The sequence below is a fragment of the Gilliamella sp. LMG 34361 genome (assembly GCF_984569075.1).
This window is the reverse complement of the sequence record NZ_OZ474903.1, coordinates 1,856,159-1,878,123: the sequence shown is the minus strand read 5'-3', so window position 1 is coordinate 1,878,123 and position 21,965 is coordinate 1,856,159. Positions and strand designations below refer to the sequence as shown.

General features: G+C 32.8%; 15 protein-coding genes and 1 tRNA gene. 8 read left to right on the top strand and 8 right to left on the bottom strand.

From position 1 onward, the window contains the following. Position 1: 1 nt before the first annotated feature. Complete coding sequence (locus AC5LXI_RS08985) at positions 2-781, top strand: endonuclease/exonuclease/phosphatase family protein (protein ID WP_493442017.1); 780 nt, start codon at positions 2-4, stop codon at positions 779-781. On the opposite strand, the gene AC5LXI_RS08980 is transcribed toward AC5LXI_RS08985, so the two are convergent. From AC5LXI_RS08980 to rnhA, 3 genes are read right to left on the bottom strand one after another with little or no spacing between them, the layout of a single operon-like run. Beyond that, a complete protein-coding gene (locus tag AC5LXI_RS08980; RefSeq protein WP_493442016.1) occupies positions 762-2,012 on the bottom strand; it encodes a transglycosylase SLT domain-containing protein in 1,251 nt (416 codons plus the stop codon). The genes AC5LXI_RS08985 and AC5LXI_RS08980 overlap by 20 nt on opposite strands. Positions 2,013-2,054: 42 nt before the next feature. Continuing rightward, the gene (gloB, locus tag AC5LXI_RS08975) at positions 2,055-2,783 is read right to left on the bottom strand and encodes a hydroxyacylglutathione hydrolase (protein WP_493442015.1); all 729 of its coding nucleotides are present in this window, start codon (positions 2,781-2,783) and stop codon (positions 2,055-2,057) included. Between the two features lie 27 nt (positions 2,784-2,810). After that, entirely contained in the window at positions 2,811-3,284 is a 474-nt protein-coding gene (gene rnhA, locus AC5LXI_RS08970; RefSeq protein WP_065651259.1) for a ribonuclease HI, read from the bottom strand. Between the two features lie 195 nt (positions 3,285-3,479). On the opposite strand from rnhA, the gene dnaQ reads away from it, so the two are divergent. The 3 genes from dnaQ to AC5LXI_RS08955 all read left to right on the top strand — a co-directional run bounded on the left by dnaQ (position 3,480) and on the right by AC5LXI_RS08955 (position 5,062). Next, positions 3,480-4,214, top strand: coding sequence for a DNA polymerase III subunit epsilon (gene dnaQ / locus AC5LXI_RS08965; protein ID WP_493442014.1), 735 nt, complete (start codon positions 3,480-3,482; stop codon positions 4,212-4,214). 113 nt (positions 4,215-4,327) lie between these two features. After that, a tRNA-Asp gene (locus AC5LXI_RS08960) sits at positions 4,328-4,404 on the top strand. A gap of 295 nt (positions 4,405-4,699) precedes the next feature. Further along, complete coding sequence (locus tag AC5LXI_RS08955; RefSeq protein WP_086362033.1) at positions 4,700-5,062, top strand: YbaN family protein; 363 nt, start codon at positions 4,700-4,702, stop codon at positions 5,060-5,062. Between the two features lie 87 nt (positions 5,063-5,149). Here the strand turns inward: AC5LXI_RS08955 and AC5LXI_RS08950 are convergent, their stop codons facing one another. After that, a complete protein-coding gene (locus AC5LXI_RS08950) occupies positions 5,150-6,202 on the bottom strand; it encodes a beta/alpha barrel domain-containing protein (RefSeq protein ID WP_464319913.1) in 1,053 nt (350 codons plus the stop codon). 519 nt (positions 6,203-6,721) lie between these two features. Here AC5LXI_RS08950 and AC5LXI_RS08945 point away from each other — a divergent pair. The 3 genes from AC5LXI_RS08945 (at position 6,722) to AC5LXI_RS08935 (ending at position 12,019) form a co-directional block, all read left to right on the top strand. Then, positions 6,722-9,490 carry a flavocytochrome c gene (locus tag AC5LXI_RS08945; protein ID WP_065651118.1) on the top strand — a complete coding sequence of 923 codons (2,769 nt, stop codon included), beginning with the start codon at positions 6,722-6,724 and terminating at the stop codon, positions 9,488-9,490. Positions 9,491-9,508: 18 nt separating this feature from the next. Further along, positions 9,509-10,471 (top strand): FAD:protein FMN transferase, encoded by a 963-nt coding sequence (locus AC5LXI_RS08940; RefSeq protein WP_493442013.1) that lies wholly within the window; start codon positions 9,509-9,511, stop codon positions 10,469-10,471. 87 nt (positions 10,472-10,558) lie between these two features. Next, positions 10,559-12,019 carry a DASS family sodium-coupled anion symporter gene (locus AC5LXI_RS08935; protein ID WP_065578745.1) on the top strand — a complete coding sequence of 487 codons (1,461 nt, stop codon included), beginning with the start codon at positions 10,559-10,561 and terminating at the stop codon, positions 12,017-12,019. Between the two features lie 108 nt (positions 12,020-12,127). Here AC5LXI_RS08935 and AC5LXI_RS08930 read toward each other — a convergent pair whose 3' ends face one another. From AC5LXI_RS08930 to AC5LXI_RS08915, 4 genes are all read right to left on the bottom strand, one after another. Continuing rightward, positions 12,128-13,651, bottom strand: coding sequence for a Ppx/GppA phosphatase family protein (locus tag AC5LXI_RS08930; RefSeq protein ID WP_493442012.1), 1,524 nt, complete (start codon positions 13,649-13,651; stop codon positions 12,128-12,130). 10 nt (positions 13,652-13,661) lie between these two features. Continuing rightward, positions 13,662-15,719, bottom strand: a complete 2,058-nt coding sequence (gene ppk1, locus AC5LXI_RS08925) for a polyphosphate kinase 1 (RefSeq protein WP_086361194.1) — start codon at positions 15,717-15,719, stop codon at positions 13,662-13,664. Between the two features lie 111 nt (positions 15,720-15,830). Beyond that, a complete protein-coding gene (gene pykF / locus AC5LXI_RS08920; RefSeq protein WP_493442011.1) occupies positions 15,831-17,243 on the bottom strand; it encodes a pyruvate kinase PykF in 1,413 nt (470 codons plus the stop codon). 333 nt (positions 17,244-17,576) lie between these two features. Next, positions 17,577-17,996: an META domain-containing protein gene (locus tag AC5LXI_RS08915; RefSeq protein WP_493442010.1), complete on the bottom strand. Its 420-nt coding sequence runs from the start codon at positions 17,994-17,996 to the stop codon at positions 17,577-17,579. Positions 17,997-18,071: 75 nt separating this feature from the next. On the opposite strand from AC5LXI_RS08915, the gene hrpA reads away from it, so the two are divergent. Beyond that, entirely contained in the window at positions 18,072-21,938 is a 3,867-nt protein-coding gene (gene hrpA, locus AC5LXI_RS08910; RefSeq protein ID WP_493442009.1) for an ATP-dependent RNA helicase HrpA, read from the top strand. The last annotated feature ends 27 nt before the right edge of the window (positions 21,939-21,965 follow it).

Sequence of the window (21,965 nt, the reverse complement as noted above, 5' to 3'; positions counted from 1 at the left end):
AATGTTTAAATATCGCGATTATACATTACGATATCAAGGAAAAAGTGATGTTGAATTAATATTACCAAACCATAAAATTATGCATGACAAACCGTTAATCGACCAACAGTCTTTTTCGGTTTTGGTTTGGAATATTTTTAAACAGAAAAGAACAGATTGTATTAATATCCTTGAGCAATATGCTGATCAAACTAAGTTGATATTATTACAAGAAGCTCAAACTACGTCCCAATTATTAAATTTTATTGCTCGGCATAACAAAATTGCCGATCATGTTCCAGCCTATAGTTTAAATGATATTTATGCTGGAGTTATGACAATAACAGACATAAAACCAACGCAAATTTTCTCCTTTAGAGAAAGAGAACCATTCATCCGTGTACCAAAATCAGCATTAATCACTCTTTATCCAATTAAAAATTCAACGCTACAACTATTAGTTGCTAATATTCATGCCATTAATTTTAGTCTAGGGGTGAAAGTTTACCGCCAACAAATCTATATGTTATTAAATTATATTAAGCAACATTATGGACCAGTAATTTTAGCGGGTGATTTTAATGCTTGGAGCCAACAACGATTGAATTTACTTTATCATTTAACTCGTTCGATTAATCTTAAACCAGTAAATTTTGCTATTGATATTAGGAAGACGTTTTTAGGTAGGCCGTTGGATTTTGTTTTTTATCGAGGGTTGCAACTTGATGCGGCCAAGATAATTAGCACAGCCGCATCGGATCATAATCCTTTATTTGTGAATTTTAGTATGAATTTGAATTAGCTAAATTGATAGTTAATACATCACCTTCTTTTACACGTCGATTTTTTAATTTATTCCATTGTAAAAGATCTGTAATTTTTACTCTGTAATTTCTTGCAATGGAATAAAGATTATCACCGGCTTTAACTTGGTAAGTAATTTGTTTTTTGCCATTACTTAAAATTGATTTAGTATCTTTAGCATTTACCCTATTATATTGAACTGTCGTTGATTTAATTTCAAACGGCATATTGTTATGTGGCACGTCTTCTAAAAGTTCAGTTACTTGATTAGTAACTAGATTTTGACTTTTTAACTTTTTGAATAGGTTGTCAGCATGAGAATAGGGAACTAATAGATGGAAAGGGCCATTTACAGTTTGTTTCACATAACCAGCATTATATGTCATTAAATCATTTAAAGATAATCCTGTATATTGTGCTATCTTAGCCAATGAAATATTTTTAGACATATCAATTTTAACTAAAGAATTTTTATAATTACAATCCGGCAACTTTATTCCATAACGTTTATTGTTCTTAACAATATCAATAATGGCTAATATTTTAGGCACATAATGCATTGTTTCTGATGGTAGATCTAACGACCAGTAATCGATTGGTAATCCTTTAGATTTATTTTTATCAATCGCTCGTTGAATTCGTCCTTCACCAGCATTATAGGCTGCTAATGTTACTAACCAGTCTCCATTAAAACGGTTATTCAGATTCTGTAAAAGTGATATTGCAGAACTGGTTGAAGCAATCAAATCACGACGCCCATCGAAGTTATTGCTACTTTTTAAACCATATTCTTTAGCCGTGATTGGCACAAATTGCCATAAACCTGCCGCTTGCGCAGGAGAGGTGGCTAAAGGATCGTAGGCACTCTCAATTAATGGAATTAGAGCTAATTCAACCGGTAGCTTATTTTTACGTAACTGATTAATGATGTAATATACGTACGGTTCAGAGCGTAAGGCTATGTTTTCAAATCCTTGTGGATTACGTAATAAACGTTCTCTTTCGGCACTAACTCGGCTGTTATTCGGTACATTTACGTTAATTTGAGTTAACATGTAATGCCAAGGATTTTGCGTGACTGAAGCGTAATTAATACCACCACTTTTAACGCTAGAATTAACTATTGATTTAGAATTGTATGTTTTTGAGCCAGCGTTGTATCGAGAACCTTGATTCTGACACCCGACTAAAAAAGCACATAACACTGTAAATATTAATAATTTTTTCATTAGATTATAAGTTAGGACATTAATTTAAGCTGAGTATTATACCTAAAAAATGTCCTTTTGGCTCCTAAAAAAAGTAAACATCTCTAACTCATTGTTACAATTAAATTTATTTTGTAAATTTTTTTCCTCACAACGTAAAAATAAGTTGATCTGTTTTTCTTTGGTTAAAATGGAAGGCAAAGTAATTTTCTTTTTGCAAATAAAATCATAATACTCATGGATAACTTGATCCTCAGGAACCAGCATTTGAGCAAAATCTAAATTAGTTAAGGTATATTCATGTCCTGCACAAATAAGGGTATCATCAGGTAACTGCTTTAATTTATTCAGCGAACTTAGCATTTGCTTATAATCACCTTCAAAAATTCTACCACAACCAGCGGAAAACAATGTATCTCCACAAAATAAATATGGCTGACAATAATAAGCTAAATGTCCTAATGTATGTCCCGGTACTGAAATAACCTCATATCGAAAATCACCAATCAATAATTCATTGATGTTTTCGAGATGATTAATCTGCAAATTAATTTCACTTGGCCCATAAGCTTCAATATCGGGATAAGCTGCTTTTAGCTCAGTTACCCCACCAGTGTGATCGATATGGTGATGAGTGAGTAAAATTGCAAGGGGTGATAAGTGATATTTTTTCATATAACTTAGCACTGGAGCAGCCTCACCCGGATCTATAATAACCACCTGTTTATTAGCATTTTCAAGTAACCAAATATAATTATCTTTTAGAGCAGGAATAACATGTAACTGATACATGGTAATTATACCTTCTATTTTATCTGATTAATCGGTTAATGATGCTTCAAAAATAGTATCATGTAAGGTGGGCGATTCAGCTTGCGTTTTGGCAATTTCATCACAGCGTTCGTTCTCAATATGGCCCGCATGACCTTTTACCCATATCCATTCAATGGTATGTAACTTAGCTAATACATCTAAACGTTGCCATAAATCAACATTTTTTACTGGTTGTTTTTTTGCGGTTTTCCAGCCGTTTTTTTTCCAACCATAAATCCAATTCGAAATGCCATTACGCAAATATTGGCTGTCAGAATAAAGCTTAATTTGACAGGGTTCTTTCAGTAATTCTAACGCCACAATGGCAGCAAGCAATTCCATGCGATTATTCGTGGTGTTAAAATAACCTTGAGCTAATACTTTTTCATTTTCTTTGTATTTTAAAATAGCTGCATAACCACCAGGTCCAGGGTTACCCAAACAAGATCCATCAGTGAATATTTCAATATTTTTTTGCATATTTGACATAGTTATAAACTTATTACGTGATTATTTTTCAAGAAATTTTAGCTTAATATAAATATTAATAAGCCATTATTAATGTTGTATCAATCATTGATTAAAACAGTGGAGGTATCAACATCAGTACGTTTTGGTGTTAGACTATACCATTAATTTGTAAAATTCCCAATTATAGATAAAGAAGAGTATATTGTGATAACACATTCAACCCGCCAAATTGTATTAGATACAGAAACTACAGGTATGAATCAAGACGGTAATAATCATTATGAAGGTCATAAGATTATTGAGATTGGTGCAGTTGAGGTATTAAATCGACGATTAACTGGCAATCATTTTCATGTTTACATCAATCCAGAACGTTTAATTGATGAAGAAGCCTTTAAAGTTCATGGTATCAGTGATGAATTTGTTAAAGACAAACCGATTTTTAAAAATATAGCACATGATTTTATTAAATTTATAGATGGTGCTGAATTAGTTATTCATAACGCCTCGTTTGATGTTGGCTTTATGGACTATGAATTTCGCCTTTGTGGGTTAGACTATAAAACCGCCGATCACTGTATTGTTACCGATACATTAGCAATGGCTCGACGTCTTTTCCCGGGTAAACGTAATAACTTAGATGCATTGTGCGAACGTTATCAAATTGATAATTCTCATCGTACTTTACATGGAGCCTTACTGGATGCTGAAATACTTGCTGAAGTTTATTTAGCAATGACCGGGGGGCAAACTACTTTGGCATTTAGTTCGGACGATAATTTATCTTCATCAATGACGAATAATGCTGTAAAAAAAATTGAACGTAATGGGATTCCACTTACAGTAATTAAAGCTAATGAAGCGGAATTATCTGCGCATGATTCAATTATAGAAAAAATTGATAAAAAAAGTGGTAGCGCGCTTTGGAAAGAGCATTAATGATTGTTTTCTATTCAATTGAACATAATTTTTGAAATTTATATTGACGAAAATAATAATAATCTTTAATATCACGCCTACTTTAATCTTCTGCATTAAAGAATCTAAAAAGCGGAGCGGTAGTTCAGTTGGTTAGAATACCTGCCTGTCACGCAGGGGGTCGCGGGTTCGAGCCCCGTCCGTTCCGCCAATTCTTAAAAGTTATACTTAATTTAAGTTTAATTCAAAATCACTCACATAAAACCATCTATATAAAACTTATAATATTTCTTAATTAATCTTAACTATAATTCAATACAATTTATTGTTAAAAATACAGAATAATTTTCGTAACAATAAATTAATTTTGTTATATTCTTTTTGTTACAATTTTAATTTTAAATATAGGTGATATCACGACGAGAACCTAAAGTTGTAACTTTCTCTATTTATGTTATCTTCAATAATTATTTGCATAAGTTAAAGTTATTCGAATTGATTTAGATATGTTAAAAAAATCGCTATTTATTTTTCTAGGTGGGGTTTTCTTTGTATTAGGAACTGTGGGCATTTTTGTTCCTCTTTTGCCAACAGTACCTTTTTATCTGCTTACTGCATATCTATGGTTAAATAGTTCTGATCGCCTGTATAACTATTTTACTCAAACTCGTTATTATCAAACTTATGTGCAAAAAATGCTTATTGAGAAAAAGATTTCAAAAACAGGATTAGTAAAAATGTTAACCATGGTATTTATCATTTTATTAATTCCATTTATTTTATTTGATTCTTTGCATGTTAGGATTATTTTAGCGATAGTCTTCTTTGCACATGTTATTTTTGGCGGTTATTATTTTCTCAAGAAGTGATGATATAGTTTTTGGTAAGAATAAAATTACAGGGCAAATAAGTTACCCTGTAACAATTAATCAGTTATAAAGTGAGTTAACTGATAACTATTTAAGACTTTTTTTAATCTCAATAGCTAATAATGGGTTCCACATTGCTCCTGTAGCACTCATTACCGCATCAGCGCCATTTTGAATAAATTGATGATAATGTTCACTATTACTAACACCACCAACACCAATAATGGCAAATTTTAAATCCATTTGTTTACGATATTTATTAAGTCGACTAACCATATCTAAACCAGCCCAACGGATTGCATCACCACATATACCACCTTCCTTACGGTTTTCGCCTAATGCCGGATGTCCACTTGCATCTACCGGTTTGGCTGAAAGGGTATTAATAGTACTTAATCCGTCAATGATTTTTCCGACTCGAGTTAATAGAGATATAATACGTTCATCATCAGGGAAATAAGCTAATTTTAAAATAAGAGGGCGATCTGGTACCGCATTCTTAATTTCATTCACAATTCGTTCTACTTTATCGACATCAAAACAAAGTAGTTTACTTGCACCTTCGTTTGGACAACTCAAATTAGCTTCTAATATTGGTGCATTAGTTTCTCTTACTAACTTAGCAGCTAAAGCATAATCTTTTTCTATCTCACCATTACCTTGGGTTCCTTGGAAACTACCAATAACACATTGTCCAGCGCCAGCTGCATTTACCGCATCAGCCATATCCGGTTGCCAAATATCAGGTGCACAAGATGGTACACCGAAGGAGTTGGTAATTGATAAAGGTTGATTATAATTTGTATCAGCCAATACTGTGTCTAAGTTAGGTGATAACTTGCCATTAGGATGAACAGATAAAACATTCGGTAATGGATGACATTTGTGAAACTTGGTTCTAACCGTTTTATAAACACATAAGTCAAATCCATAAGCAAAAGCAGCTTTAATATAATTAGCATTTAGTAACGGACCTGCTGGCTGACCAAATGGTAGGTTAACATCGACATTTAAAAATTTTGTTGGTTTAGTTGCGACCTGTTCAGCCTTATCTAATTCAGCAAAAAGTCCAAAAGGGCCTTGAGCATAGTTATCTTCATAACTTATACTTGGATTATAAAAAGGGATCAAAGGTTTCATGCTATCTCCTGTTTATGGCTATTCTTAATGTGGTTTTGATTTAAAATTTGGTATAAACTTGAAAAGTTAAAGTTGTAGACATAAAAAATCCTCCATAAAGGAGGATCAATATTTAAAAGAAAAAGACAATTCAATTTTGTTATTGGTCTGTGTGTTTGAACCACAATCATAATCAAATTCTCTTTTCTAAAATTGCTAAGCATTCTAGCTGAATATAAATAAAGTTCAAGTGCTATATTGATAAAAATATATAAGTAAATGAAATAGTTATAGTGTTTTTTTTTAGACTGTCTGACCTAAAATAGTTGTATAAGCCAACAAATTCGATAAGAAATGAGTAGTCATTTGATTTGATTTTGTAATTTTTGTAATTAAACCACTAAAAACATTTGATATTTTCCTGTCGAAAAAATGATATTTTTTGACTAATGAAACTTATGTAAGTGGAGAAGAGAAATTTGAGATGGTATTATGCACGCCAAAATTTTAATTTTAATATTAAATATTAGGTATAAATAGATGAAAAAAGATATTTTCAAATCAGTAACCTTACCCAATGGAGTGGCATTAAAAAATCGCATTATGATGGCACCTATGACCACTTGCTCAGGGTTTTATGAAGGCTCGGTTACAAGTGATTTAATTGAATATTATCGAGCAAGAGCTGGAGAAATAGGCTCAATTATTGTTGAATGTGGTTTTGTCGATAATAAAGGATTAGCTTTCCCTGGTGCAATCGGTCTTGATAGCGATGATAAAATTGAAGGTCTGGCAAAAATAGCTCAAGCTATTAAAGAAAAAGGTTCAAAAGCGATTATTCAAGTTTATCATGGCGGTAGAATGGTTGAACCTAAACTTATTGGCGGTCAAACTCCAGTTGGTCCAAGTGCTATTGCTGCACCAAGACCGGGAGCAGCTACACCGATAGAATTAACTGCCGATGAAGTTGATCAAATGGTTGATAAGTTTGGTCAAGCAGTACGTCGAGCTATTCAAGCTGGTTTTGATGGCGTGGAAATTCATGGTGCTAATACTTATTTGATTCAACAATTTTATTCACCAAATTCAAATCAACGAAATGATAAATGGGGAGGTAGTCGTGACAATCGAGCTCGATTCCCATTAGCGGTTCTAGATATTACCTATAATATGGTCAAACAGTATGCAAATTCAGACTTTATTGTTGGTTACCGTTTCTCACCAGAAGAAATAGAAGAGCCGGGAATTCGTTTTGATGATTCAATGTATTTACTTGAAAAGCTTGCTGAGAAAGGCTTGGATTATATTCATTTTTCCATGGGGGCAATTTTAAGGCCTTCGATAGTTGATACTCAAGATCCAACACCATTAATTAATAAATATATAGCAATGCGTTCAGAAACTTTAGCTAAAATCCCTGTTGTTGGGGTGGGCAACGTTGTTAATGAAAGTGATGTTAGAGCCGCATTAGATAATGGATTTGACTTTGTCGCAGTTGGCCGAGCGTGTATTGCATATCCAGATTGGACTGATCGCATCATGAAAGGTGAAAAATTAGAATTATTCATCAATAGTGACAAACGAGAAGAACTCAATATCCCAGAGCCTTTGTGGCATTTTTCACTTGTCGAAAGTTTAATTCGTGATGTGAACTTGAATGTTAAAAAGTTTAAACCAGGAAATTATCAAGAAAAAGTTAATGATGAGTCTTATGAATTTGTGATTAATGTTGAGCTTGGTAAAGATTTCATCAAAGATATGCAATTAGTTAATGCCAATAATTTTGATCATGAGGTATTAAATAATTTTTCAGAAATTAAGCATCGCATTATTGAATCAAATAGCCCTCATGTAGATGCGATTTCTGGAGCTACATCACAAAGTGAAGCCTTCAAAAAAGCAGTTACTAAGGCAATGGCTCAATCAAACAAAGAAGCGATTATTGCTGAAGGTGGCGATCCAAATGCTAAAGCCTATGATGTTGTTGTTGTCGGTAGTGGTGGTGCCGGTCTTGCTGCAGCGATTCAAGCCCATGACCTAGGTGCTAGTGTTGTTGTGATTGAAAAAATGTCAGTTATTGGCGGTAATACTAATAAAGCTTCAGCAGGTATGAATGCTGCGGAAACCAAATTCCAAAGACTCAAAGGTATTGTTGATAGTAAAGATCTGTTTTATCAAGAAACCATGATTGGCGGAAAAAACAAAAATAATCCAGAACTATTACGCTATTTTGTTGAGAATGCCCCTGATGCTATTGATTGGTTAGATAATAACGGTATTGAACTCAGCGGTATTACAACTACAGGTGGCATGAGTATTGATCGGACTCATCGTCCAGCGAGTGGTGCTGCAGTCGGCGGTTTTTTGATTAGTGGTTTAGTTAAAAACATTAACCGACGTGGTATTGAAGTAATGCTTGATTGTAATGTAACTGAAATTATTACTGAAAATAATAAAGTTGTTGGTGTTAAGGTGACTGAAGAAGACGGTTCAATACAAACCATAAAAGCTAAAGCAGTTATAATTGCTACCGGCGGTTTTAGTGCTAATCATGAAATGGTTGAAAAATATCGTCCAGATCTTAAAGGATTTGTCACCACCAATCACAAAGGTGCAACTGGCTCTGGTATTATGATTTTAGAAAAATTAGGTGCCGGAACAGTGGATATGAAAGAAATTCAAATTCATCCGACTGTTGAGCAGACTACATCTTACTTAATTTCTGAATCAATTCGTGGTGGTGGTGCTATTTTAGTATCACAAAAAGGTGAACGTTTTGTTAATGAATTAAATACACGTGACAAAGTATCTGCCGAAATCATTAAGTTGCCTGAACATTATTCATATATTTTATTTGATCAACAAATTCGTGATGAAAATAAGTCTGTTGAGGAATATGTATCGCAAGATCTAACTGTGCAAGCTAATTCAATCGATGAGTTAGCGCAAAAACTGTCAATTGATGCGAATACCTTACATAAAACCATTGAACGATATAATCATTTTGTTAATAACAAACAAGATGAAGATTTTGGTCGAACTACTGGTTTACGTCATCCAATTGATAAAGCTCCTTTTTATGCAATCAAAATTGCTCCAGGTATTCATCATACTATGGGTGGGGTAACAATTAATACTGAAACTCAGGTTCTTGATACCGAGAAAAATGTCATCAGTGGGGTATTTGCTGCTGGTGAAGTTGTTGGTGGTGTACATGGCGCCAATCGTATCGGAGGTAATGCCGTAGCCGATATTATCATTTTTGGTATGCAAGCAGGAAAACAAGCGACAGATTATATTCATCAATAACTGAATAGCAATTTTTGAATGCATCATTCACGCTATGAATATACTCAAGCTATGATGGGAACAACGGTATCATTAATGCTTTTTGAACCTAATGAAACCGTTGTGCAACATGTTTTTAATACCATTAATCAGCTTGAAAATAAATTAACGGTTAATAGACCGGTATCGGAAGTTATGTCAATCAATAATGCGGCAGGAAAACATCCGGTTAGAGTTAGTCATGCCGTTTATTCGCTTATTGAGCAAGCTTGGAAAGTCAGTTTAATGCCAGATAGTTGCTTTAATGTTGCTATTGGCCCATTAGTTAAACTTTGGAAGATCGGTTTTTCTGGGCATCAGGTCCCCGATCCCAAGCAAATTGTTGAAAAAAGATCTTTGATTGATCCTAATGATATTGAATTAAATCCTAAATTTTGTTCGGTATTTTTAAAAAAAGCAGACATGGAGATTGATTTGGGGGCAATAGCCAAAGGTTATATTGCCGATGTGATTAAACTTGTTTTGCAACAACACAATGTTTATCAGGCCATAATAAACTTAGGTGGTAATGTGCTAACTACTGGTGATTCACCCATTGATGCAGAAGGTTATTGGCATATTGGGTTAAAAAAACCCTTTTCCTCAATCGAAAATGAGTTAGTGGGTCTTATTAAAGTAAAAAATAAATCCGTAGTTACATCAGGAATTTACGAACGTTACTTTATTGAAAATCAACATGTTTATCATCACATTCTGGATTCTAAAACGGGTTATCCTTTAGACAATGAATTAGAAAGTATAACCATTATTTCGAATACATCCCTTGAGGGAGATATTTATTCAACAATCTTATATGGATTTGGTACTGAAAAGACTAAACAATTATTGAAAAATCAGCAAAATTTATCTGCTATATTTTTATTGAAGGATAAAACAATAAAGATAGTCAATCCTGATAATTTTGCTTTTCAACTGCTCGACCAAGAATATCAAATAAGCTAGATATTGCGAATAAAATAAAGATTTTACAAATTATATCATTTCATTATCAATTTGATTAAATTGATATTTAATTTAAAAGGAAATATTATGAGTACAGTAAAAAAACCGCCAGTTAAATGGCTTCCTCTTATTATTATTGCAGGAATATCGGCAATATTATGGCTTTTTATATCTCCACCAGAAGGTATTAGTGTAGAAGGGTGGCGAACAAGTATTATATTTGTGGCAACTATCGCCTGTATTGTTGCAGAAATCATGCCTATAGGCGCAATTGGTTTATTAGCTATTACGGTATTTGCTGTTCTTAGACCATCAGGAGCGACAACCGCTGCCGAATCAGTCAAAATATCATTAAGTGAATTAAACAGTAGTTTAATTTGGTTGATTGTTATCGCGTTTATGATTGCTAGAGGGTTTATTAAAACTGGTTTAAGTAAACGTATTGCTTATTTTTTAGTTAAAATTTTAGGTAAAAATACCTTAGGTTTAGCTTATGGATTATCAGTAACCGATGTTGCTTTAGCGCCGGCAATTCCAAGTACTACGGCTCGAGCTGGTGGGGTAATCTATCCAATTGCTGAGGCATTAGCGATCAACTTTAATTCAAATCCTAAAGATGAATCAAGAAATCGTATTGGTACTTTTTTAATGCTAACCATAAGTCACGTTAACGACATTACTTCGGCAATGTTTTTAACAGCTTTTACTGGTAATTTATTAGCGGCAAAATTAGTGACTTCATCACTTGGTATCACTTTGGGTTGGGGACAATGGTTTATTGCTGCAATTGTTCCTTGTTTAGTGTCATTTGTTGTTATTCCTTTAGTTATTTATTTTTTAACTAATCCAGAATTGAAAAAAACACCTGAAGCACCAAAATTAGCTGCTGAAGAACTTAAGAAAATGGGTTCAATTACCTTAAAAGAAATCATTATGGGTTCTACAGTCGTTTTATTATTAGCGCTTTGGATTTTTGGTAAAAATATTGGTATCGATTCAACTACAACCGCATTTATTGGTTTAACTATTTTAATTTTAACTGGTGTATTAAGTTGGGATGATATCAAAGGTGAAAAAGCGGCATGGGATACATTAATCTGGTTTGCTGCGTTATTAATGATGGCTGGTCAAGTTAATAAACTTGGTGTAACTAAATGGTTAGGTGATACCATTGGTGCAGCAGTAAAAGGCCATTTAGGTGATAGCAGTTGGATTTTTGTTATCATTATTTTATGCGTAGCTTATGTTTATTTACACTATTTCTTTGCCAGTGGTAATGCACATATTGCGGCTTTATTCCCAGTATTTTTATCTGTTGCTATTGCCTTAGGAGTACCGCAATTAATTGCTATTTTTGCTTTAGTTATTTGTACCAATTATTTTGGTTCTCTTACTCAGTTTGCAAATGCTCGAAATCCATTATTATTTGCTGAAGGATTTGTACCAGTAAAAACTTGGTGGAAAGTAGGCTTTATTTGTAGTGTAGTTAATCTAATTATTGTTTTCACCGTTGGTATTTTATGGTGGAAAATTATTGGATTAGGTTAAAACATCTATAATTTACTATTATCGACAAATAAAAACCGCTTAATAAAAGTGTCCAACTTTATGGGGTCACTTCAAATGGCGGTTTTTTACCTTAATAAATTAAAAAGCTTAAAAAGTGTCAATCGATAATTTCCAGTTATTTACCGCTTTCCAATATTTTTTCTCTTGTTCCAAATCTAATAGAATCAACCTATTATTTTCAACAAACAGCTTATCTATCGCCAGTGTCATTTTGGTAGATTTTTCTTGCGACAAAATTAACTTAAAAGCATTGAGATCTAGATCGGGACTACGTTGATTGTTTATGAGTATCGATAATCTGAGAATTTGTAACATGGCAATAATATGCTTAAATTCAAACAAGCTAAAATAAGGAAATTCTTCTATATTAATCGATTTTCGATGGTAACGAACCAAAGTAGATAACAATAACTGTTGTTCTTCATTAAACCCCGGTAAATTACTATTTTTTAGAATATAACTAGAGTGTTTATGGATCGAAGAAAAGTTAATTTTTAACCCCACCTCATGCAATTGTGCTGCCCAATATAAAATGGATTCAACACTTGGTGGTATGATCATTAAAGATTGCGCTTTCCATTGAGAAAAAAGGTATTTTGCCGTTTTCACAATTTGTTTAGCATGGCGTTCATCAATATTATAGTGCTGCGATAGCGATTCAGCTGTTGTTTGTCTGATATCTCGGTAATTAGGTCCATCAATAAGTTCGTAAAGAACACCTTCACGTAAAGCACTTGGGCTAAACTGTAGTTCTTTTAAACCTAAAGCATTAAAGACACCACTGAAGATAGCTAATCCACTGACAAAAACATTTTTTCTTTCCTCGGATAGAGAAGGAAAATCAATTTCATGAAAATAATTAAATTCTAATACATAACTGATTAAATCATCCAAACGTTTAGGGGTAATAATTCCGTCGCTAACCCCAATATCGAGTAAAATTTTATAAATGCTTTTAATGGTACCGGATGTACCGAAAGCAGCACTAATATTTTGTTTTTTTATTAGGTTGACTAAATTTTCAATTTGTTGCTCGGCAGCTAATTTTGCTTGTTGAAATGATTGATAATCAATTTTCTTTTGCGGAAAAAACTGTTTAGTGTAAGTGACGCATCCCATTGGTCTGCTAGCTACCAGTATAGGTTTTAGATTATTACCTTTACCAATGGCAATTTCAGTAGAGCCACCACCAATATCAACCACGAATTTGCTATCGTTTTCATTGGTGGACTCTGCTGTCATTGTACCGAGATAAATAAGTCTGGCTTCTTCTTGACCAGAAATGATTTCAATAGGGTAAGGTAATACTTTGGCTGCTTCGTTTAAAAATTTAAGTCTATTTTTTGCAATTCGTAAAGTATAAGTAGCGACAATTCTTACATTTTCGGCTGGAAAACCATTTAATCGTTCAGCAAATAACGCTAGACATTCAATGCCACGATTAATACTTGATTCACTTAATTCATTATATTCATTTAATCCAGTAGCAAGATGAATATTCTTTTTATGTTTATATATAATTTGCCTAGCTCCATCTACATTACGAGCTATAATCATATGAAAACTATTAGAGCCTAAATCGACGACAGCATATTCATTAAATTTATTCACGTTAAAACCCTTATACCGATGATTCCATGTGTTTTAAATAGTCATAAATGGCATGTTGTGCTCTTATTTTTTTCTTATTGCCTCGTTGTACATAATTGTTCATATTATCTTTGTCGATGATCCTAGCTTTGACATTATCATTGCATTGCAAGTTAAAGATATCATGTATAGTAGATTTTAAAACTGGATCAAAAATTTTAACACCTACTTCAATTCGATTATCTAAGTTACGAGGCATCCAGTCTGCTGATGAAATATAAGTGTCTTTTTTACCATCGTTTTCAAAAATATATACCCGAGCGTGCTCTAAATATTGATCGACAATACTCGTTACATAGATGTTTTCACTTAAATTAGGGATTTGAGGAACTAACACACAAGTCCCCCTAACAATCATTCTAATATTTACACCTGCACATGAAGCTCGATAAAGTTGGTCAATCATCTCTTTATCGGTGATCGCATTCAATTTTAAATAAATACCAGAAGGTTTCCCTGCTTTGGCATTATTAATTTCACGTTCAATAAACTCATAAAAACGTTGACGAGTATTTTGTGGCGATACCAGTAAGTGATTAAATGAAACAGGTTTAAATGGATTTTCAATGAAATTAAATACTTTAATAACTTCATCGGTAATGGCTGGATCAGAAGTTAATAGTGAAAAATCAGTGTAGACTCGTGCTGTTTTTTCATTAAAGTTACCTGAGCCGATATGTGCATAGCGGACAATTCTATCTTCTTCTCGTCGATCAATTAAAAACAATTTAGCATGGATCTTGAGTTTTGGTTGTGAATAGATAACTTTAATACCACTACGAATTAATCTTTTAGCCCATTTTATATTTGCCTCTTCATCAAAACGAGCCTGTAGTTCAACCACGACAGTAACTTTTTTACCATTATTGGCGGCATTAATTGCTGCGTGTATAAATCGGGAATCTTTCGCCACCCGATAAATATTCATGCGAATATGGGTCACAGCTGGATCGAAAGAGGCTTGACGCATGATCTCAAGTACATGACCAAATGAATAATAAGGATAGTAGAGCAATACATCTCGATCCTTAATTGTCGCAAAGGCATTCCTAAATTTTTTGAATCGATTATAAGCAAGGCTAGGTAAACGTTTATTAAGTAAATTTTTAACGCCTAAATCAGGAAAGTTAACTAAATCTTTAAAATTAGGATAACGTCCGCCTGGCATTGCATCTTGTTCTGTTAATTTTAACTTATTAATCAATAATTCAAATAATGCTTTAGGCATATCTTTTTGATAGGTAAAGCGTACCGGTTGTGCGGTTAAACGTTGTTTTAATCCTTGTGACATTAATTCTAGTAAACTATCTAGTTCACTATTTAATTCATATTCCGCATCACGATTAATATTGATTGAATAAGCATTTAATTCAACAGCATCAAAAAAGACTTTAAAAATATCGTCTAAACAGTAACGTAAAATATTATCTAAAAAGATAATTGATTTGTTTTTGGTTGAAACTTCCGATGGTAATAAAACAAAACGAGGAGCATTGTCGGTAGGCAGCTCCAATAAGGCATAACTAATATTGTCTTTACAAATAATTTCCACTGCCAAATAAGCATGATCATCTTTGAGAAATTGGATCAATTCAGTATGGCTATCAAGAAGAATAGGGGTGATATATTGTCTTAGATTTTGCTTATAGTAATTTTTTATCCAATTTTCTTGATAACTAGTAAGTTGCCTTTCATTTATTAGAAAAATCTGGTTTCTAGCCATTTCTAATAATAGTTCGTTATAGAGCTGATCAAATTGTAATTCAAGTTGAATAACTTTTTGGTTAACTTGTCTTAATAAATGTTTCGCATTTGAGGTGGATTGAGATTGTTCTTGCTCAATAAGAACATATTTTTTTAAGTTTGCAAATTGAACTTTATAAAATTCGTCTAGATTACTGGAGTAAATACCTAAAAAACGGATTCGTTCTATAAGAGGATTACTTTCATCAGCCGCCTCTTGTAGTACACGTTGATTAAAGGATAACCAACTGAGTTCTTTGGGTAAATATACTTTTTCTATAATCATGTCTTATTTGGTCCAGTCCACAAATTGAATATCTAACAGCATAACGCATGTTAAAAAAAAAGCTAGCACATCGCTAGCTTTTTATTATTCATTTAAACAATTTTAAAATGATTAGATACGGTGTACCGAAGTTGTATTAGTAGTACCACTTGGAACCAATGCACCTGATACCATAACAATCGTATCACCTTGTTTAACATTACAAATTTTTACTGCCATTTCTTTACCTAAACGGTAGAAATCGTCAGTTGAGTTAATCGCATCAATTAAAATTGGTTCAACACCTTTAGATAATGCTAATTGATTAACTGTTTTTTGACTTGAAGATAATGCTAAAATACGAGCTGTCGGGAAGTAATGACGAAGTTCACGAGCAGATTTACCACTACGAGTAGCAACAACAATTAATGGCACATTTAAACGTTCAGCAATTTCAACTGCACCACAACAAACTGCTGCAGTAATACGTAATGTTTCTTCTTTGGTTGTTAACTCAAGTTTAGCTGGAATAGTACCATCAGTACGTTTACAGATAGTAGCCATCACATTTACTGCTTCAAATGGATATTTACCTTTAGCACTTTCACCTGATAACATAACTGCATCTGTACCATCAATGATAGCATTAGCAACGTCACCCGCTTCAGCACGAGTAGGGCGTGGATTTTTGATCATTGAATCTAACATTTGCGTTGCAGTAATAACTGGTTTTGATGCTTTGTTACATTTTTTGATCATCATTTTTTGAGCAAAAATAACTTCTTCAACCGCGATTTCTACACCTAAGTCACCACGAGCAACCATGATACCGTCAGATGCTTCTAAAATTTCATCAAAATTATCTAAACCTTCTTGGTTTTCGATTTTAGAGATGATTTTAATTTCTTCACCGCCGTGAGCTTTAAGATGAGCACGGATATCTTCTACGTCATAACGTTTACGGATAAATGATGCTGCAATAAAGTCAACACCTTGCTCGCAACCAAAAATTAAATCATTTTTATCTTTTTCAGCAAGTGCAGGTAATTTAATTGAAACGCCAGGTAAGTTAATACCTTTGTTTTCACCTAAATCACCATTATTTAGTACTTTACAGACAACTTCGTTACCTTTGATTTCAACAACGTCCATAGCGATTAAACCATCATCAACTAAAACACGATTGCCAGGTTTAAGATCTTGAGCAAAACCTTTATAAGTAACTGCAACACGTTCTGAATTACCAACTACGTTCTCATCAGTAGTAAAAGTAAATGTTTGACCAGCAACAAGGGATACATCATTACCACCTTCTAGCTTAATAGTTCGGATTTCTGGACCTTTAGTATCCAACATAATTGCCGCTTTTAAGCCAGTTTCTTGCATTACTTCACGTAAATTTTTGATTCGATTACCATGTTCTTCATAATCACCATGAGAGAAGTTTAAACGCATTACATTCATGCCAGCATTTAATAACTTGGTTAACATCTCTTTTGATTCTGATTTTGGTCCTATGGTACAAACAATTTTTGTCTTTTTCATAATATTATCACTACTTGTTAAGGTTAATGTTTAAATTTCATATATAACTGGGTATATGTCTAAATGCAAAGTATTTACATTGGATTGAAAGGGATATAAGAAGGATCTAGCAACTGAAAAATAGTTACTTAATTTTATTTCAGTGTCTGAAAAATTGACTATTTTCATTAAAATTTAGATCCTCAAAAAACTGGCTTCATTATAGACTTAACTCTATTTTAAATAAAGTTTTTTATCACTAAATCTGTTTTAAGTTTATACAATTAGTATAAGATAACAAATTGGATAATAACGATAGATTTTATAAAAATTTTGAGGAAAGGGGTTTTTTAGTTACATATAATCCTTTAATTGAAAGATAAGTGTGTCTTGGTTATTTTTTAGTACTAATTTAGTGTCAATTAATTGAATATTTGCCCCATCAATAATCAGTTTTTTAATCACATTATCGAGTAAATCTAATTGTTTGTTCTGACATTTATTGTTGGTCATATTAATTATCTGGCCTTTGATCATATTATTTTCAAGTTTAACTTGAGCTGAAAATTCACTACATATTTTTCCAATCATAATCATATTTTCGCCAAATTCTAAATCAACATTTTTGAAAATAGGTAAACTCAAACCATTATTTTCCATCAGGATATAATGGTGATGCATAAGATCCTGTTCATTGATGCTATGTGAAAAAGCGCATCCAGTTGAGTTAAATATTAGCGAAGCAGATAATAATAGTAATAGTGATTTCTTCATTTAATCTCCTATAAATAAGGAATATTTGCTATAATTTATAACAATAATAATTGTGAATAATATACTCAACGCCTTATGGTATCTCAACAATTAAACAAATTGTCGTCAATGACTTTCTTAGATCAACTGAAAATAAGAAAGCTTATTAATAAAAAACAAAATATTGCTGAAATTGAATCAGCAATTGATTTAGCTGTTGAACATTATAATGTTCGATTACAATCTTTACCTGATCATATTGATTTTCCTAGTAATTTACCTGTAGTTGAAAAAAAACAGGCTATTTATGAAGCAATTAAACATCATAAAGTGGTCATAATTGCTGGCGAAACCGGCTCAGGTAAGACGACACAAATTCCCAAAATATGTCTAGAATTAGGGCTAGGTGTTAAAGGCTATATTGGTCATACTCAACCTAGAAGATTAGCCGCTCGTTCGGTAGCCAACCGTATTGCTGAAGAATTGAAAACGGAAATAGGGCAATTAGTCGGCTACAAAGTTAGATTTTCAGATCATGTTAGTGATAGTACATTGGTTAAATTGATGACTGATGGCATTTTATTAACAGAAATTCAACAAGATAAGCTATTGCTGCAATATGATACTATCATTATAGATGAAGCTCATGAACGTAGTTTAAATATTGATTTTATTTTAGGTTATTTAAAACAACTATTACCTAAACGTCCTGATTTAAAAGTTATTATCACTTCGGCAACAATAGATGTTGAACGTTTCTCTAATCATTTTAATCATGCTCCGATAATTGAAGTATCAGGTAGAACCTATCCGGTTGAAGTTAGGTATCGGCCAGTGATTTTTAGTGAGGATTCTGAAAGTGATAAAAACAATGATTTTCAACCAATCATTAATGCTATCGATGAGCTTTCATTGGAAAGTACTGGTGATATACTCATTTTTCTAACCGGAGAACGTGAAATACGTGATCTTGCCGATACATTAAGAAAATTAGAATTGAAACATACTGAAATTCTACCTCTGTACGCAAGACTATCGGCTTCAGAACAAAATCGCATTTTTCAATCACATAATGGACGAAGGATTGTATTAGCAACTAATGTTGCTGAAACGTCGTTAACTGTTCCAGGCATTAAATATGTTATTGACCCCGGCTTAGCCAGAATTAGTCGTTATAGCTATCGTACTAAAGTACAACGATTACCAATTGAACCAATTTCTCAAGCATCGGCAAATCAAAGAAAAGGGCGTTGTGGTAGAACATCAGATGGTATTTGTATTCGACTTTATGATGAGCAAGATTTTTTATCAAGACCTGAATTTACTGAACCAGAAATATTACGAACAAATTTAGCTTCAGTTATATTACAAATGACATCATTAGGATTAGGTGATATTGCTGCTTTTCCGTTTGTGGAATCACCTGATTCTAGGTATATTCGTGATGGTATACGGTTATTAGAAGAACTCGGAGCCATTTACACTAAACATCATCATTATCACTTAACTGATATAGGTCGAATTTTATCTCAATTACCTATAGATCCCCGTTTAGCGAGAATGTTAGTTGAAGCAAGACAATTAGGTTGTATAAAAGAAGTGATGATTATTACTGCAGCACTATCAATACAAGATCCTAGAGAGCGTCCATTTGATAAACAGCAAGCTTCTGATGAAAAACATCGACGATTTGCCGATAAAGAATCAGACTTTATTTCTCTCATTAATTTATGGAATTATATTGCTAACCAACAAACAGAATTATCGGGTAACCAATTTAGACGTTTATGTCAAAAAGAATACCTCAATTATCTGCGTATTCGCGAATGGCAAGATGTTTATACGCAAATTAGGCAAACTGTTAAACAACTAGCATTTCCGATTAATAGTCAATTAGCGGATTATCGTTCATTACACATTGCACTATTAAGTGGTTTATTATCGCATGTTGGGATGAAAGAAATCGAAAAACATGAATATATTGGTGCTCGTAATATCAAATTTGCAATTTTCCCTAATTCCGCGATTTTTAAAAATCAACCGAAATGGTGTATAGCTAGTGAATTGGTTGAAACCAGTCGATTATGGGGCAGAACGGCTGCCAAAATTGAAGCTGAGTGGATCGAGTCAATAGCTAAACATTTAGTTAAATACAGTTACAGTGAACCGAGATGGTCTAAAAAACAAGGAACAACCATTGCTAATGAAAAAGTCACTTTATATGGATTACCTATTGTTGCTAGTCGCACAGTTAATTACAGTAAAATTGATCCAATATTAAGTCGTTCTTTATTTATTCGCCATGCGTTAGTGGAAGGTGATTGGCAAACTAACCACAGTTTTTATAAGCAAAATCAAAAATTAATCAATGAAGTTGAGGATCTTGAACATAAGTCTCGACGTCAAGATATTTTGATTGATGATGATGACCTATATAATTTTTATGACCAACGAATTGATAAATCAGTAATTTCTGCAAAGCATTTTGATACATGGTGGAAAACAAAACAAAAAGTTGATCCAGAATTTCTTAATGTTGAAAAAAATATGTTGATCAAACAGTCAGCACAACCGGTGAAAGTGAATGATTATCCAGATTTTTGGTATCAAGACAACTTAAAGCTACCTTTAAGTTATCAGTTTGACCTTGGTAATGAACGTGACGGCGTCACAATCACTATTCCACTAAATATCCTTAATCAGATAAAAAATAGTGGTTTTGATTGGCAAGTTCCTGGTTTTCGCTATGATTTAATTATCTCATTAATCAAGTCATTACCTAAATCATTACGTAAAAGTTTGGTACCCGCACCTAACTATGCTGAAGCTTTTTTGAGTAGAGTCAATTCAACAACATCATCGTTACTTGAAACGTTGCAAAATGAATTTAGAAAAATGACCGGTATTAGGATTGAGCCAACAGATTGGCAACTTGATCAAGTACCTAGTTACTTAAAGATGAATTTCAGTATTGTTGATCATAATCGTGAAATTGCTTTCGGCAAAGATTTAGTTAAACTTCAAGAACAACTTAAAACAGAAGTTCAACAAGCTTTATCATCCTTAACACTAAAAAAATCGATTAAAATAGAAAAGAATAATATTACTGATTGGGATTTTGGTTCTTTACCAGCAATCTATGAAGAAAAACAAAACAATTACACAATTAAAGCTTATCCAGCGATTATTGATAATCAACATTCAGTTAGTATTAAACTTGTTGATTCTTTGGAAGAACAAAAGCGATTAAGTAAGTTAGGTATTCGCCGATTATTAATCCTCAATATTCCATCACCGATAAAATATTTACATGAGAAACTGCCAAACAAATCTAAGCTAGGTTTATATTTCAATTCGTTTGGAACAGTACTCAATCTTATTGATGATTGCATTGCTTGTGGCGTTGATCATTTAATAGAAAAAAACAACCAAATTATTGATAATCAACAACAATATCAACAACTTCTAACTTACACTAAAAGCCATATCAATGAAACTGTTGTTGATATTGCTAAACAAGTAGAATCAATATTAACGTTACACTTTAATATTAATAAAAAATTAAAAGGTCGAGTAGATCTATCCCTTGCTTTTGCTTTATCTGATATAAAACTGCAAGTCAGTGAATTAGTCTATAAAGGGTTTGTTGCACAAACCGGTTATGATAAACTTCCTGATATTTATCGCTATTTATCTGCGATTGAAAAACGCTTAGAGAAGCTTGGTTCGAATATGGCTAAAGATAGACAAGCAATGAATATAATAGAAGAAGTTAAGAATGAATATCAAACTTGGCTAAATAGTTTGCCAGAAAATCAAAAATCATTAAGCAAAGTGATTAACATTAAATGGATGATTGAAGAACTAAGAGTTAATCTTTTTGCACAACAATTAGGAACACCTTATCCAATTTCAGCAAAACGCATAAGACAACAAATAGAGACTAAATCGACAGAGTTATAATTTTAGAATCTATAATCTGATAAGTTA